General features: G+C 60.7%; 18 protein-coding genes. 15 read left to right on the forward strand and 3 right to left on the reverse strand.

Annotation, left to right across the window (positions count from 1 at the left end):
• The first annotated feature begins 27 nt into the window (after nt 1-27).
• The 7 genes from BMX57_RS05005 to BMX57_RS05035 all read left to right on the forward strand — a co-directional run bounded on the left by BMX57_RS05005 (nt 28) and on the right by BMX57_RS05035 (nt 6330).
• Nucleotides 28-693, forward strand: coding sequence for a Crp/Fnr family transcriptional regulator (locus BMX57_RS05005; protein ID WP_092363154.1), 666 nt, complete (start codon nt 28-30; stop codon nt 691-693).
• Between the two features lie 109 nt (nt 694-802).
• The gene (locus tag BMX57_RS05010) at nt 803-1018 is read left to right on the forward strand and encodes a YgaP family membrane protein (RefSeq protein WP_092363156.1); all 216 of its coding nucleotides are present in this window, start codon (nt 803-805) and stop codon (nt 1016-1018) included.
• A gap of 1 nt (nt 1019) precedes the next feature.
• A complete protein-coding gene (locus tag BMX57_RS05015; RefSeq protein ID WP_092363158.1) occupies nt 1020-1451 on the forward strand; it encodes a YeeE/YedE family protein in 432 nt (143 codons plus the stop codon).
• Between the two features lie 3 nt (nt 1452-1454).
• Entirely contained in the window at nt 1455-1886 is a 432-nt protein-coding gene (locus BMX57_RS05020) for a DUF6691 family protein (protein ID WP_092363160.1), read from the forward strand.
• A gap of 17 nt (nt 1887-1903) precedes the next feature.
• Nucleotides 1904-2788: an MBL fold metallo-hydrolase gene (locus BMX57_RS05025; protein ID WP_092364292.1), complete on the forward strand. Its 885-nt coding sequence runs from the start codon at nt 1904-1906 to the stop codon at nt 2786-2788.
• A 21-nt stretch (nt 2789-2809) separates the two neighbouring features.
• On the forward strand, nt 2810-4489 hold the full coding sequence (locus BMX57_RS05030; protein ID WP_092363162.1) for a bifunctional protein tyrosine phosphatase family protein/NAD(P)/FAD-dependent oxidoreductase: 1680 nt from the start codon (nt 2810-2812) through the stop codon (nt 4487-4489).
• Between the two features lie 107 nt (nt 4490-4596).
• Nucleotides 4597-6330 carry a SulP family inorganic anion transporter gene (locus BMX57_RS05035; RefSeq protein WP_092363164.1) on the forward strand — a complete coding sequence of 578 codons (1734 nt, stop codon included), beginning with the start codon at nt 4597-4599 and terminating at the stop codon, nt 6328-6330.
• A 977-nt stretch (nt 6331-7307) separates the two neighbouring features.
• Here the strand turns inward: BMX57_RS05035 and groL are convergent.
• The 3 genes from groL to BMX57_RS05055 form a co-directional block, all read right to left on the reverse strand.
• A complete protein-coding gene (gene groL, locus BMX57_RS05045) occupies nt 7308-8945 on the reverse strand; it encodes a chaperonin GroEL (RefSeq protein ID WP_092363168.1) in 1638 nt (545 codons plus the stop codon).
• A gap of 44 nt (nt 8946-8989) precedes the next feature.
• Nucleotides 8990-9277, reverse strand: a complete 288-nt coding sequence (locus BMX57_RS05050) for a co-chaperone GroES (RefSeq protein WP_092363170.1) — start codon at nt 9275-9277, stop codon at nt 8990-8992.
• A gap of 194 nt (nt 9278-9471) precedes the next feature.
• The gene (locus tag BMX57_RS05055; protein ID WP_092363172.1) at nt 9472-9708 is read right to left on the reverse strand and encodes a hypothetical protein; all 237 of its coding nucleotides are present in this window, start codon (nt 9706-9708) and stop codon (nt 9472-9474) included.
• Between the two features lie 149 nt (nt 9709-9857).
• Here BMX57_RS05055 and BMX57_RS05060 point away from each other — a divergent pair, with 149 nt between their 5' ends.
• From BMX57_RS05060 to BMX57_RS05095, 8 genes are all read left to right on the forward strand, one after another.
• Entirely contained in the window at nt 9858-10592 is a 735-nt protein-coding gene (locus tag BMX57_RS05060) for a Crp/Fnr family transcriptional regulator (protein ID WP_092363174.1), read from the forward strand.
• A 618-nt stretch (nt 10593-11210) separates the two neighbouring features.
• Nucleotides 11211-11519 carry a hypothetical protein gene (locus tag BMX57_RS05065; RefSeq protein WP_092364295.1) on the forward strand — a complete coding sequence of 103 codons (309 nt, stop codon included), beginning with the start codon at nt 11211-11213 and terminating at the stop codon, nt 11517-11519.
• Nucleotides 11516-11860, forward strand: coding sequence for a hypothetical protein (locus BMX57_RS05070; RefSeq protein ID WP_092363176.1), 345 nt, complete (start codon nt 11516-11518; stop codon nt 11858-11860). The genes BMX57_RS05065 and BMX57_RS05070 overlap by 4 nt, the downstream gene beginning before the upstream one ends.
• An 11-nt stretch (nt 11861-11871) precedes the next feature.
• On the forward strand, nt 11872-12768 hold the full coding sequence (locus tag BMX57_RS05075) for a hypothetical protein (protein WP_143057883.1): 897 nt from the start codon (nt 11872-11874) through the stop codon (nt 12766-12768).
• A gap of 34 nt (nt 12769-12802) precedes the next feature.
• Nucleotides 12803-13609 carry a transglutaminase-like domain-containing protein gene (locus tag BMX57_RS05080; protein ID WP_092363180.1) on the forward strand — a complete coding sequence of 269 codons (807 nt, stop codon included), beginning with the start codon at nt 12803-12805 and terminating at the stop codon, nt 13607-13609.
• A gap of 132 nt (nt 13610-13741) precedes the next feature.
• Entirely contained in the window at nt 13742-13879 is a 138-nt protein-coding gene (locus BMX57_RS20600) for a hypothetical protein (protein WP_177175389.1), read from the forward strand.
• Nucleotides 13880-13955: 76 nt separating this feature from the next.
• A complete protein-coding gene (locus BMX57_RS05090) occupies nt 13956-14489 on the forward strand; it encodes a hypothetical protein (RefSeq protein WP_092364298.1) in 534 nt (177 codons plus the stop codon).
• Between the two features lie 259 nt (nt 14490-14748).
• Nucleotides 14749-15675, forward strand: a complete 927-nt coding sequence (locus BMX57_RS05095) for a transglutaminase family protein (RefSeq protein ID WP_092363184.1) — start codon at nt 14749-14751, stop codon at nt 15673-15675.
• Nucleotides 15676-15845: the final 170 nt, after the last annotated feature.

Below are 15845 nucleotides of genomic sequence, written 5' to 3' on the forward strand. Positions count from 1 at the left end.
GCCGAAAGAAACAAAGGTGACCGCAGGATGAGTATCGGCGATTGGACAGAGCGGTTTCAGGGCACGGCGTCCTTGCCGCGGCACGTACGTAACCGGCTTCTGGGAAGCGCCCGTATCGCCCGTATCCATGCTGGCAAGACAGTCTTTAGCCCGGACAATATTCCCGACAGCCTGATGTTCCTGGTCGAGGGGACGATCCGCGTGTCGCAATCGTCCGACAGCGGCCGCGAAATCGTTCTCTACCGCGTGGAGGCGGGTGAAAGCTGTGTCCTGACAACCGCCTGCATGCTGGCCGAAGAAGCCTACAATGCCGAAGGCATTGCCGAAACGGATGTCTTGGCCGTTACCTTGCCGCGCGTGTCCTTTGATCGCCTCGTTGCAGAAGAACCTGCGTTTCGTTCATTTGTTTTTGCCGCCTATTCGCGGCGCCTCATCGACCTCTTGCGCGTCGTGGATGATGTGGCGTTTGGGCGGATCGACGTGCGGCTGGCGGAGCGGCTGCTCGGATTGGCGCGGGATCTCAAGGAGATATCTGCCACTCACCAACAACTCGCCAGTGAGCTTGGTACGGCGCGGGAGGTGATCTCGCGCGTGTTGCAGGATTTTTCAAAACGCGGGCTGATCCGCCAGACACGTGGACGTATCACCATCGAAGACCGCGCAGCTTTGCGCACGATTGCGCAAAGCGACTAGGGCCGAACCCTCGTTGAAGAAAGTCTGCGCGCTCGGTGACATTATCACTGAACAGTGCGGCGGGCATTTGTATCCCGAGAGCAAGTCAATGCTCGCATGAGGTTTCAACATGTCCGTCAACGTCGGTACGATCGACCGCGTCATTCGCGCTGCTTTGGGTTTCTCCCTGCTTTATCTTGCGTTTCTCAGCGGGGTGTCATTGTTCGCGGCCCCCTTGTTCAAATTCGGCGCTGCTGTGATCGGCATCGTCATGCTGGCCACGTCCACGCTGAAACTGTGCCCGAACTATTCCATTCTTGGCCTCAAAAGCTGTGGGGACTGCTGAAATGGAAACGACATTCACACCTTTCACATCCTTTGGCGGCGGCCTCGCAATTGGGCTTGGCGCCGTGCTCTTGATGCTGGGCCTTGGGCGCGTGTTCGGGGCCACCGGTATCCTGTCTGGGGCCGTCTTTGTCGAAAGCCGGGACGACCTGTCATGGCGGCTCGCCCTGATCGTCGGCATGGTCTTGGCGCCCGGATTGATCTTTGTAATCATCGGGTCGATGCCCGAACTTAACGTTCCCATCAGCCCGGTCATGATTGTCGTCGGCGGGGTCATAGTCGGCCTCGGTGCAAGCCTCGGGTCGGGCTGCACGTCCGGGCACGGGGTTTGCGGCCTGTCGCGCCTGTCCGTTCGGTCGCTGGTTGCCGTTCCGACGTTCATGGCGACGGCTGCAATCACCGTCTTTCTGATCCGTCACGTGTTTGGAGGCTGAACCATGAAGCTTGTTTTCGCACTGATCACCGGCCTCGTTTTTGGCACCGGCATTGCCGTCTCGGGGATGATGGACCCGGCGAAGGTTCTGAACTTCTTTGACATTGCGGGCACGTGGGACCCAAGCCTTGCCTTCGTGATGGGCGGCGCGCTGGTCGTTACCTTCTTTGGCTACAGGTTCGCCTTCAAACGATCCGCGCCCCTGTTCGGCGGCCGGTTTCAGGTATCGAGCAGCACCGATATCGACCTGAAACTTGTGGGCGGTTCGGCTCTGTTCGGCATTGGATGGGGAATCGCCGGGTTCTGCCCCGGCGCTGCGATCCCGGCCCTTGGGACCGGACGTTGGGAAGTGGCCCTGTTCCTGGTGGCGGTTGTGGCCGGGTTTTTTCTGCGCCGTCTTGTGGCGCCAATTCGCCCCGCACAGGCCGCGCGATGAAGATGGAGGATATCATGATGACCCAATACCCCGTGAACATGGACATCAAACCCGCCGTTCAGGCGTTCTTTGACGAGGCGACAAACACGATCAGCTATATCGTGAAAGACCCGTCATCGAATGCTTGCGCCATCGTCGACAGCGTCATGGACATCGACTATGCCGCCGGTCGCATCACGTTTGACCATGCGGATGAGCTTATCCGTCAGGTCGAGGCGCAGGGCCTGAAGCTGGAGTGGGTCATCGAGACCCACGTCCATGCCGACCACCTGAGTGCGGCCCCCTACCTTCAGGAGAAACTGGGCGGCAAGATCGGTGTCGGGTCGAATATCACGGTCGTTCAGGACGTCTTTGGCAAGGTGTTCAACGAAGGCACCGAGTTCCAGCGTGACGGCAGCCAGTTCGATGCGTTGTTCGAGGATGGCGATACCTACATGATCGGCAACATGCAGGCCTTTGCCATGTACACGCCCGGCCACACGCCCGCGTGCATGGTGCATGTGATCGGTGATGCCGCTTTTGTCGGTGACACACTGTTCATGCCCGATGGCGGCTCTGCCCGCTGCGACTTCCCGGGCGGAAGTGCCGAAGAGCTGTACGAAAGCATCATGAAAGTGCTGGCGCTGCCCGATGAGACACGCCTCTTCATGTGCCACGATTACGGCCCGAGCGGGCGCGACATCGCGTGGGAAACCACCGTCGCCGAGGAGAAGGAACACAATATCCACGTCGGAGGTGGCAAGACGAAGGAAGACTTCATCAAGTTCCGTACCGAGCGTGACGCCCAGCTGGATATGCCCAAGCTGATCATTCCGTCGCTGCAAGTGAACATGCGGGCAGGCGAAGTGCCCAAGGATGCTGACGGCAACCCGATGCTGAAAGTGCCCGTAGACGCGCTTTGACCCCGGACATAGGAGCAGATCATGGACCTGAAGCACATCTCTGAAACCTTCACTGTAAGCCCGCAAGTGTCGCCCGGCGACATCGCGGCCCTCAAGGCGGCAGGGTTCAAGGCCATCATCTGCAACCGACCGGACGGGGAGGGAGCCGACCAGCCCACGTTCCCCGAGATCGAAACGGCGGCCAACGCCGCAGGACTCGAGGCGCGCTATGTGCCGGTGGAAGCGGGCAAGGTCAGTGACGACGATGTCGCCGCATTTGGTGTCGCGCTGAACAACCTGCCGCGCCCGGTTCTGGCCTATTGCCGGACCGGCACGCGATCCGCGACGCTGTGGTCCTTTCAAGAGGCCAAGACACGGCCCATGTCCGACATCCTCGCCGCGACGCAAGCGGCAGGCTATGACATGAACGGTGTCGCGCGGCGTATCGCGAACGGGGGCAAGACCCCCACCGACACCGGCGACGCCAAGTACGATGTTGTGATCGTGGGCGCGGGTGCAGGCGGGATTTCCGTGGCCGCCAGCCTGAAATCGCGCAAGCCGGGCCTGTCCATAGCGGTGATTGATCCGGCTGACATCCACTACTACCAGCCCGGCTGGACCATGGTGGGCGGAGGCATTTTCAAGGCACAGGATACCGCGAAAACCATGGGTTCGCTCATCCCGCGTGGTGTGAAGTGGATCAAGGCCGCTGTGGCCGCGTTCGAGCCAAACAACAATGCCGTGATCCTGGATGGCTGCCGGGTCGTGAAATACGACCGGCTGGTCGTGTGCCCTGGCCTCAAGCTGGATTGGCGCGCGGTCGAGGGGCTGGAAGAGACGCTGGGCCGCAACGGTGTGACATCGAACTACCGCTACGATCTGGCGCCCTACACCTGGCAGCTTGTGCAGGGGTTGAAGGAAGGGCGCGCGCTGTTCACGCAGCCTCCGATGCCGATCAAATGCGCCGGCGCGCCTCAAAAGGCGCTGTACCTTTCGGGAGATGCGTGGTTCCGCAATCGTGCGCTGAAGGATATCGACATCCAGTTCATGAATGCGGGCGGTGTGCTGTTCGGGGTCAAGGATTATGTCCCGGCGCTGATGGAGTATGTCGACAAGTATGACGCGATGCTGAACTTCTTTCACAACCTTGTCGCCATTGATGGCCCCGCCAGAACCGCGACCTTCAGGGTCGCCGCGCCGGATACGGACCCGCACGAGGTGACGGTGGATTTCGACATGATCCACGTTTGCCCGCCGCAGGTCGCACCCGACTTTATCCGGGTGTCACCGCTGGCCGATGCCGCGGGCTGGGTCGATGTGGATCAGGCCACGCTGCGCCACAAGAGCTACGACAATATCTGGTCGCTGGGCGACGTGATGAACGCGCCCAACGCCAAGACGGCGGCAGCGGCCCGAAAGCAGGCTCCGACCGTGGCCGACAACATTGTCGCCGACATCGCGGGCCGGGCGCCCACGGCCGCCTATGACGGCTATGGGTCCTGCCCCCTGACCGTCGAGCGGGGCAAGATCGTTCTGGCCGAGTTCGGGTATGGCGGCGTGATGAAACCCAGTTTTCCCACGGTCCTGCTGGACGGAACCAAACCCTCACGCGCGGCATGGTTCCTGAAGGAGCGGATGCTGCCGCCGATCTACTGGAAGGCGATGCTGCGCGGCAAGGAATGGCTGGCCAAGCCCGAAAAGCTGAAGGTCGCGGCTGAATAGCACAACGTCTCACGACATGATCCACCGCAGAGCGCGAACAGGATGCGGCGGACATCGCGTGCGGATCGCTTGTGGCCCGCGCGCTCCGGACTGAAAGAAACACACCCATGCGCATCGCACAGTATTTCCCGATCCTAGACTGGGGCCGCACCTATGACCGGGCGGCGCTGTCCAACGACTTGATCGCGGCGGTGATCGTGACGATCATGTTGATCCCGCAGTCGCTGGCCTATGCGCTCCTTGCGGGGCTGCCGCCCGAGGTGGGCATTTACGCGTCCATTGCGCCCATCATCCTTTACGCAATCTTTGGCACCAGCCGCGCGCTGGCCGTGGGCCCGGTGGCCGTTGTGTCGCTGCTCACGGCCTCTGCCATCGGGCAGGTGGCGGAACAGGGGACTGCGGGCTACGCCGTCGCGGCGCTGACGCTTGCGTTCTTGTCGGGTGGAATCCTGGTCCTGTTGGGGGTTCTGCGCCTTGGGTTTCTTGCCAATTTCCTCAGCCATCCCGTCATTTCCGGGTTCATCACCGCGTCGGGCATTCTGATCGCGACCAGCCAGCTCAAGCACGTTCTGGGCATAGACGCGCACGGTCACACCTTGCCCGAAATGATCGTGTCGGTCGTGGGTCACCTCGGGCAGGTCAACCCGATCACCGTTGCAATTGGCGTGAGCGCCACCGCCATTCTGTTCTGGGTTCGCCTGGGCCTGAAGCCGTTTTTGCGTAAGCTGGGTGCTTCACCGAAACTTGCAGATGTCGCGACCAAGGCCGGGCCGGTTGCAGCGGTCGTTGCCACGACCTTGGCTGTGTGGCTGTTCAGCTTGGATTCGGCGGGCGTCAGAACTGTCGGCGAAGTTCCGCAAAGCCTGCCGCCCCTGACCATGCCCGGGTTGTCGCCAGAATTGGTGCAGGCGCTGTTTGTGCCTGCCATCCTGATTTCCGTCATCGGCTTTGTGGAATCCGTGTCCGTGGCCCAAACACTGGCGGCAAAGAAGCGGCAGCGCATCGACCCTGATCAAGAACTGATCGGTCTTGGTGCCGCCAATATCGGCGCGGCCTTTACCGGTGGCTATCCCGTCACGGGCGGCTTCGCACGGTCGGTCGTGAATTTTGATGCCGGTGCGGAAACCCCCGCGGCGGGGGCCTATACAGCCCTTGGTCTTGCCATTGCCGCCGTCGCGCTGACACCGCTGGTCTACTATCTACCGAACGCAACGCTGGCCGCGACAATCATCGTCGCCGTTCTCAGCCTTGTCGATTTCAAGATCCTCAAGAAGATCTGGGGATATTCGAAATCGGATTTCACCGCAGTGACAGCCACGATCCTGCTGACGCTTGGCCTTGGTGTCGAGGTTGGCGTCGCGTCCGGCGTCGTCATCTCCGTCCTTCTGCATCTGTTCAAGACATCGCGCCCACATGTGGCCGAAGTCGGCCTTGTTTCCGGCAGCCAGCACTTTCGCAACATTCACCGCCACAAGGTCGAAACAAGTTCCCAGGTGCTGACCCTGCGGGTGGATGAAAGCCTGTATTTCATCAACGCCCGGTTCCTCGAGGACATGGTGCAAGCCCGCGTGGCCGAGGGGGGCAGCATCAAACATGTGATCCTCATGTTTTCTGCCGTGAACGAAGTCGATTTCTCCGCTCTCGAGAGCCTCGAGGCCATTAATGAACACTTGAAGGACATGAACGTCGGCTTGCACCTTTCCGAGGTCAAAGGCCCGGTGATGGATCGGCTCAAGCAATCCCATTTGCTGGAACATCTGAACGGGGACGTCTTTCTTTCCCAGTTTGATGCGTGGCAGGCGCTTGCTGGTCGCGCTCTTGTCGAACCGGCGGCTCAATGAGCCAAGCCGGCATAACCGAAAGACAGTTGAAATCCGGGGTCGACGCTATTTGCAGATTTAAACCGTCGAAATCCTGCGCGTCGACGTCATGCCAGTGCTGGGTATCCGTAGCCAGCCGGGTGTCAGCGGCACGAATGGCTGATTAGGTGCGCTGAAGGGTCCTTGGTAGCCGCTGCAGCATTTGGCATCGGGCTTTTTCCGGACATTCGCTGCGCGCTGCACAAGTTTCCGATCTTCAGGATCGGTGGTTGTGAGCGACATCCAGCATTGCAAATCGATTAATATCGATTCCGGAAACTGCATCGGCGTCGGCCCCGCCCAATCACCGCCGCAAGCCGGTCTTTGCACGGGGCAGGGTGGAAGAGCGGATGCCGTGTGCGTATGATGTGCGTTGCGGGTCCGTTCCGAATGCGACCGGCCCCGAGGAGACCGTTGAATGACCTTGAACGCAGCCACCAAGGCCGCGCGGCTGAGCGTGGCCCCTATGATGGGTGGTAGTGATTTATATGGTATGTCAGACGCTTACATAGTCCCGTGTGCAGCCAATGTTCATGTTTTGATCGCGTTGGCTCGTGCTATGTCGCGCTTGCTACGACAGGCTGGTCTATCCGCTGCCGAGCGACATTCTGCCTCGCTCGGCCCGAGATGGGATAGCGGCTGCGGTGAAGAATTGGCGACAAGGGGCAACTCTGCGTCATGTCCATTCCGTTCACAGAACAGGATTCCACCACCGCCTATTTCTTTTTGTGCTCGCCCAGATTTGTCAAGGTTTTGCCCTTCGTGAAGTCGGCTGTCGCAACGACCTTTTCCTTCACTTTCTTTGGCTTTTTTGCTTCTCTGTTTCCGCGTTTCTTGTCACCTTTTGACACGTCAGATCCTCCTGATCCAAGTTTCAGTTTCCAATGCCGTTTTCGTCTTTGGTCTTCGTCAGTTTTTGCGTTGGCGCCCCAAGGGCCCTGCCCATAGGGCGCTGCTGTTCACATCATTCCGCCCATTCCATCCATGTCGGACACTTCGCTGCGGGCACCGCCCTTCTCGGGCTTCTGCGCGACCATCGCTTCGGTCGTGATCAATAGCCCGGCAATGGACGCGGCGTTTTCGAGCGCGATACGGACGACTTTCGTCGGATCGATGACACCGGCCTTCAGCATGTCGACGTATTCTTCGGCCTGCGCGTCGAAACCGAAGCTGGGGCTGTCGTTCTCGATCACCTTTCCCACGACGACCGAACCGTCGACGCCCGCGTTGCCGGCGATCTGGCGCAGCGGCGCCTGGATCGCGCGGCGGACGATCTTGACGCCGGCATCCTGATCGCTGTTCTCACCCTTCAGCGTCGCAAGCACCTTGCCGGCATGAATCAGGGCCACGCCGCCACCGGGCACGACACCTTCCTGAACCGCGGCGCGGGTGGCGTTCAGCGCATCGTCCACACGGTCCTTGCGCTCCCTCACCTCGATCTCGGTCGCCCCGCCGACCCGGATTACAGCAATGCCGCCGGCAAGCTTGGCCAGCCGCTCCTGCAGCTTCTCCTTGTCGTAGTCCGAAGTGGTCTCCTCGATCTGCGCCCGGATCTGCGTGACGCGCGCCGCAATCGCGTCCTTGTCGCCGGCACCGTCGATGATCGTCGTGTCATCCTTGGTGATCGCGACCTTCTTCGCCGTGCCGAGCATATCCATTGTGACATTCTCCAGCTTGATGCCCATTTCCACGGAAATCACCTGACCGCCCGTGAGCACGGCAATGTCGTCCATCATCGCCTTGCGGCGGTCTCCGAAGCCGGGCGCCTTGACCGCCGCGACTTTCAGCCCGCCGCGCAGCTTGTTGACGACCAGCGTCGCCAACGCCTCGCCCTCGATGTCCTCGGCTACGATCAGCAGTTGCTTTTCGGCCTGCATTACAGCCTCCAGCAGCGGCACCATGGATACGAGAGAGCTCAGTTTCTTTTCGTGAAGCAGGATGACGCAGTCTTCCAGCTCGACGACCATCTTCTGAGCGTTCGTGATGAAATAGGGGCTCAGATAGCCGCGGTCGAACTGCATGCCCTCGACCACTTCGGTTTCGGTCTCCAGTCCCTTGTTTTCCTCGACGGTGATCACGCCTTCGTTGCCGACCTTGGCCATCGCATCTGCGATTTGACGGCCGATCGCGATTTCTCCGTTGGCCGAAATGGCGCCGACCTTCGCGATCTCGTCGCTGTCGCCGACGGGGCGGGACAGGGTCTTGATCTCGGCCACAACCGCAGCGACGGCCTTGTCGATCCCGCGCTTGAGATCCATCGGGTTCATGCCGGCCGCGACCGACTTCATGCCCTCCCGGACAATCGCATGGGCGAGCACGGTTGCGGTCGTGGTGCCGTCGCCGGCCTCGTCATTGGTGCGCTGCGCGACCTCCTTGACCATCTGCGCGCCCATGTTTTCGAAATGGTCCGACAGCTCGATTTCCTTGGCGACGGTCACACCGTCCTTGGTGATGCGCGGCGCACCCCAGGATTTGTCGAGGATGACGTTCCGGCCCTTCGGTCCAAGGGTGATCTTCACGGCGTTGGCCAGCGTGCTGATGCCTTTCAGCATGCGGTCACGGGCATCGGTACTGAATCTGACGTCTTTGGCGGACACGATCGTGTGCTCCTGAAAATGAAATTTCGGGGTCGATTTCGGGGTCAGGCCATGACGCCGAGAATATCGTTCTCCTTCATGATCATGAGATATTCGCCATCCAGTTTGATTTCGGTCCCGGACCATCTTCCGAACAGGATCCGGTCGCCCGCCTTAACGTCCATAACGATGTGTTCGCCATCCACGTCCTTGGCGCCAGCGCCGACCGCGACGATCTCACCCTCCTGCGGCTTCTCTTTTGCGGAGTCAGGGATGATGAGCCCGCCTGAGGTCTTCGCGTCGCCTTCGATGCGGCGGACGAGAACCCGGTCGTGGAGTGGGGTGAACGACACGAAAGTGCTCCTTCATCGGATTTCCAAGGGAGCATGGCGATGTTCGGAAGTGCTTTGGCACTCGCCACACCGGAGCGCCAATATAATCGAAATGATGGCTCGGCAGGGGTTCTACAATAGCGTCTCAAGAAATTCTTTCTTCTTCCGATCAATTGGTATCCACAAATGCTCCGGAACATCGTCAAAGCCCGACTTCACAAGCGACGAACGGCGTCACCGCCAGCAATGATCGCGTTGATCAAATCTGCCACGGCCCGGTGATTCTCCGTTTCGGGTCCGGCGCCGACGGCGTTCTCATGGGTCGCTGCGGCGTCGCGAAGAACCCCCACGATCTCGTGCTCCGGCAGCAACCCGCGATCGTTCAAGGCAAGCAGGAGCGCCTCGCAGATCGATAGGGCGGCCTGGCCTGCATGTTCTCTCGCCGTGGACATCCGGGCTTCCTTTCGTGGCATCGTGAACCCGGGAAAGGTGAGGTTCAAATGCATCCGTACTTTTCGCAGGAATTGGCTTATGCTGGACTGATCCAAAGCAGTGTTCGGGCCGATTTCCGCTCTTGGGTCACCACACGCCGGGAGACCCAATGACATTAGTTGAACACAGCCCCCTTACCCGCAAGCTTTCGGCCTTCGTCGCCTTGTCTGATGTCGAGCTGGCCGTGCTGGAGCGACTGCACCAGCGCCGCCGATCCTTCGTCGCGGGGCGCGATATGGTGCATCAGGGCCAGACGGCTCGAGCCGCGTATATTCTGTCCGCGGGTTGGGTCTGTTCCTACAAGCTACAGGCCGACGGGACGCGCCAGATCGTGGATTTCCAGGTGCCGGGGGATTTCCTGGGGCTGCGGAGCGTTCTCTTGCGCACTTCGGACCACAGCTTTGAACCCATCGTCGATATCGAGGCTGCCGAAGTGATGACGAGCGACCTGCTGGAAGCGTTCGCGCAGACGCCTCGGCTGGCGACCGCCATACTCTGGGCGGCGTCAAGGGACGAGGCGATGGTCGTGGAGCATCTCGTCGGGATCGGTCGGCGTGGCGCGGACGCCCGCATGGCGCATTTCCTGCTGGAGCTGGGATCGAGGCTTGCGCTGGTTGGCATGGGCAGCAAGGAAGGGTTCGAATGCCCGCTGACGCAGTATCACCTCGCCGATACGCTGGGGTTGAGCGCGGTCCATGTGAACCGCGTCTTGCGCCAGCTTCGCGAGAGTGGACTGGTGACCTTTCGGGACGGTCATGTGGCGTTCCACGACTATGGCGGGCTGGTGGAACTTGCCGAATTCGATCCGGCATATCTGGACCAGACCGGGCCGCTCCTGAAATAATTGCGCCGTTCTCCCTTGCTCGGCAGACGGTCGCGGTGATCAGGTCTGGCGCTGGCGGGCATGCGGGGGCGTGGGGCGCCGCATCGAGTTCCTTGTCGGACTCGGCGTCGTTCTTCGCCCTATGGGCCTTTTCTGCTGCCTGATAGTGTTTCAGCGCCGCATCCTTCTTCGGGCCGGAGGGCGCCTTGTCCTACACAGCCTTCATATTGTCGGCTGTCATTGTCTGTTCGGGAGCCATAGAGATTTTCGTTTCACGAACGTTCCGAAAAAAATAAGCGCGCCGACATGCCGACCATTTGCGGTTTGGTACGTCCACACGCTTCTCGGGTGCTCGGAAAACTGCGCCACTAAATTTTCGGCGGGCAGGTCTCACCTAATCGATGTTGGCATCCCGCCGCACTGACGTACGCTGGTTCCGCCGAAAGCGGCTGCGGATTTCTGCGGGTGCCCGGCGAGTTCGCAAACGGCTCGGTGGCGAGGACTAACCTGTGTCAGCGCAAGGCGAACGATCATGGGCTACAAGAGGGAAAGCGTTCGACTGATCGCGCCCGGAATCCAAGGGGCCGTCGACAGTGGTGAGCGACGAATCTGCCAACATCGCGGAGACCAGAGATGAACATGCGGTCAACCAGATCGACGGTGACGTTTTCGAACCCGTTCACCCTGTCGGGATACCTGGGCGAACTGCCCGCCGGAGACTACGAAGTTCTCGTCGAAGAAGAGCTTCTCCAGGGGCTGAGCTTCGAGGCCTACCGTTGGACGGCGACATATCTGACGGTGCGCGGCAGAGGCCGTCATGCGGGACGCTCCGAGTTGCGCGCAATTTCCGACAATGATCTGAAGGAGGCGCTGGGTCGGGATGCCGCCCAGAGCCAGACCAACAACCACAGCGAAGCGGTGCTTTCCCCGCTGGAGGATGGAACATGAACACTCCCGAATGGCTCAAACCCGGCATTTATGGCGCGCTGATCGGCGCAGTCTTCGTCGGCGTCGTCGGATTTTCGTGGGGCGGCTGGGTAACCGGCGGAACCGCAAATGACAGGGCGATGGCGATGTCCCGAGACGATGTTGTCGCCTCCATGGTACCGGTGTGCCTTGACATGGCCCGGTCCGACCCGGCACGGGCGGAGAAGCTTGAAACGATCCGGGCCGCCTCGACATATCAGCGGCGGGATGCCGTCATGGCGGCAGGCTGGGCGACGGTTCCGGGAGCCGATGCTCCTGACCGGGACATCGCGCAGGCCTGTCTTGCGGCCCTCGAGCTTTGAGCGGCAACGAAATGGCTCATGACAAGTCACTCAGAGCGGAACAGGCTGCGGTACAAGCGGAAACCTCGCCGGCACCGCCGCCGGAGAGAACCGATCCTGAAGGACGTGCAGGCGGCAATAAACCGACGAAACACCCGCTGGCACGATTGATTTCGAAGTTGGGGGTGGTCGCTGGTGTGGTCGCGTCCGTGGCCTTCCCCGCATTTGCGCAGGACGGCACCGGCCCGATGCCCGAGAACGCTCAGCCGCGCAGCTATGGCAGCGGATGGGTCTGCGATTTCGGTTACCGGGTGGAGGGCGCCGTATGCCTGGCGCTCGATATCCCCGAGCATGCCTATCCAACCGGCCGCTCCTACGGGGTGGGGTGGGCGTGCGACCGTGGGTATGAGGAAGTGAGCGGGACGTCTTGCAATCCCATCCCGGTGCCGGCCAACGCCTTCCTCCGGTCTTCCGGCTATGATTGGCAATGCGAACGCGGGTACCGGCAAGAGCGCGACGCATGTGTACGAATCGTCCTGCCAGACAACGCCTATCTCACCGACAACACGTCAGGCTCCGGTTGGACCTGCGAGCGCGGTTTCGCGGCCAGTTCCGGCGCCTGCGAGCCTATTGCTGTGCCAGCGAACGCATATCTGACCAATGCAGTCTATGGCGCCGCCTGGGCCTGCGAGAGAGGCTTTGCAAAGATCGATGACCGGTGCGACGCCATTATCCTGCCGGCGAACGCGTTTCTCGACCAAGCATCCTATGGACCGGGCTGGAGCTGTGAGCGTGGGTACGAGCCGCTGAGCGGCGCCTGCGTCGCTATCGATCTGCCGGAGAACGCCTATCTCGACCGATCCGGTAACCGGTGGACCTGCAATCGAGGCTTCCAGATTGCCGAAGGGGCGTGCGTCCTTGGACGGTGATCGTGACATGACAAGGAGAGGCCGTGTGTCCGGCATGCGGGTCAGCATAGGGTGTCGTCTGCGATACAGCTTCCCCCAGCCGACGCCGCTGCTCGCGCTGCTCAACGTCCACTACTCGCGCTTTGGCGATCTGGAGCGCGCCGACTACCTCGTCACGTCGCCGAGCGTGCCTCTCGAAAGCTACCGGGACGGCTTCGGCAACTGGTGTACGCGCCTCATGGCTCCGGCGGGTGACTTTTGCCTGTCGACGGATGGCATCTTCCGCGACACGGGCGGACCCGATCCCGTCTCTCCCGATGCGCAGCAGCACGCGGTTCAGGATCTGCCATTTGAGACCCTCGTGTTCCTGCAGGGGAGCCGGTATTGCGATACCGATCTTCTTTCGGATGAAGCCTGGCGTCTTTTCGAGACCACGGAACCCGGATGGCCCCGCGTTCAGGCGATCTGTGATTTCGTGCACGGGCATGTCCGCTTCGACTACATGCAGGCAAAAGCCACCCGCACAGCATCGCAGACCCTGGCCGAGCGACAGGGCGTCTGCCGCGACTTAGCCCATCTCGCCATCGCCCTGTGTCGCTGCATGAACATTCCGGCACGCTACTGCACCGGATATCTGAGCGACATCGGTGAGCCTCTTCCTCATCCGCCGGGGGATTTCGCCGCATGGATGGAGGTTTTTCTCGCTGGTGAATGGCACCTGTTCGACCCACGCAACAACAAGCCAAGGTTTGCGCGAATTCTGATCGCGCGCGGCCGCGATGCCGCCGATGTACCTTTGACCCAGACATTCGGTGAAAACACGTTGACGGAATTCAAGGTCTGGACGAATGAATTGGCCTGACTGATCTTGGTTTCCTTCGCGGTGCGCCATCGTAAATCAGGTCGCCAGTCCCCATATAGAGAACACCGATGTCAAGCATCCCGGTCCGTCACGGACGAGGAGTTGGCGCCGGCCAATCAAAGGATCGATGACATGTCCTTCAAGGACCTGACCGCGAGGGCTGCGGCGGCAATGAAGCCGAAGCCCGCCGAAACCCCAAAGTCCACCGCTAAAGAGGAAGAGCCCAAGGCCGCCGGCAAGGCAGCGCCAGCGAAATCCAAGACATCTTGAGCTTCGCACAGGTCGCGCGCCCCATTCTCAAACGGGGCGCGGACCACCCGCGTCAACAATGGAGAGAATCACGTCAATGGAAGATCTGACGAGCAAGACCGTTGCGGTTTTTTCCAGACCGTTCATGGTCCCGGGATTTAGCGAAACGCTGCCCGCGGGGGAGTACGACATCGAAACCGAGCTGGTTTCGCCTCCGGGCCACCTTGATCCCGAAGCCTGGAAAGCCTCCGTCGTGGTGAAGCTTCATCCCCGGATATCGCATCCCGGACTTGCGCGGACTCTGACGGTTTCCCTTGCCGAACTGGACCACGCACGTGCCAGGGACAAGCTGACGGGTAAGGCGCTATCCGACTTCTTCCTTGAGGAAATGCTGGCGGATCCGATGGTGCGCCTCGTGATGGAGGCCGACGGTGTTTCTGAGGCGCATCTGCGACATCTCTATTCAGGCCGCGGGACGCCTGATCCCGATCTGAATGTGCCGGCGTCGACGACGACCACTCAAAGGACCCGGGACGATGCGTCAATCCAGGCCGCCGAAAACGAAGGCATGCCTTCAATATCGGCAACACTGTCGCGATCGCTAGGTCGCCAAGTCGCGGGACAGACTTGATGTCGGACGAGGCCATGGCCGAAGGCGAACGGCCATACGTCATGACCGTTCGGGCCCGGCGCGACGTTCCGCAGGAACGCCAATGCCTGCGGTGCAGAACCCTTTTCTGGAGCGAAGGGTTCGGAGAGCGGATCTGTCGGCGCTGCAAGGGATTGAACGCCTGGCGAAACGCTGTGCCCGATAGCTCCCGGTCGTCGCGCCGCCGCTGATCCGCATCGACTTGCGTGCCGTCTTCCTCGAACCACACTGGACCCCCGTTTTGGCCTGCCTCGACATCCTTCACACGACAACCTACCGATACTGTCAGGCGGTCTCTCTCGGACCGCACAGGTTGATGCTGCGTCCCCGCGAAACGCGGGAACTGAGGCTTTTCTCACACGATCTGTCCATTACTCCGACAGCGACCGTAACCTGGGCGCATGATGTGGCCGGCAACGCGATCGCCACAGCCGTCTTTGACGGTCCAACAGATCATCTGGTGATCGAAAGCCGCGCAAGTCTGGAGATCACCGCGCCGGCCTGGCCCGTTTTTGCCATCTCCGCTTCTGCCATCGAGTACCCGTTCCTCTATTCAGCCGACGAATGGACGGATCTGGACGCGCTGACGGTTCCTCAGTACGGCGACCCCGACGGTCGATTTGCCCGATGGGTCGAAAGCTTTGTCATGAGACGACCAACAGACACGCTGTCTTTGCTGAAGGACATAAGCAATGGCGTGTTCACGCAGAATTCCTATCAGATGCGTGAGTCGGAGGGTGCCCAGACGCCTATCGAGACCCTCAACCGGGGATGGGGCTCGTGCCGCGATTTCGCGGTTTTGCTTGCAGAGGCAGCCCGCAAGCTTGCACTTGGGGCCCGCATCGTCTCCGGCTACTTGTTCGATCAAGAAGACAGCCTTATCGGGTCAGCAGGTACCGGGTCTACCCATGCCTGGGTCGAGATATACCTGCCCGGCGCAGGATGGATCGCCTTCGATCCAACGAACCGGAGCGTCGGGTCGCAGAACCTGATACCGGTCGCAGTCGGTCGCGACATCCACCAGGTCGTACCTGTCTCCGGGAGTTTTTCAGGAGGGCAGGGTGCACTTTGCGATCTCGTGGTCGAAGTTGCGGTTCGTCTCGCAATTCAGGATCATGCAGCGATTATGGAGGAACGGCGTGAAACGGACTTTGCACAGATAAGCTAGAGTTGGCCTGCACATGAATGCCACAGCGGTTTTCGGGCCTTCCGCTAGGTTCTGTGACGGTCGATTCTCGTCTTGGATAAGCGATTGAGCAAAGGAAGGTTTCTCAAACCTACCCAATTGCCGTCGTTTGCTTGTCTTTCCCCTCGGTGGGCTAGACTGGTCTAATTCGT

Source organism: Cribrihabitans marinus, from assembly GCF_900109035.1.
Lineage (GTDB): Bacteria > Pseudomonadota > Alphaproteobacteria > Rhodobacterales > Rhodobacteraceae > Cribrihabitans > Cribrihabitans marinus.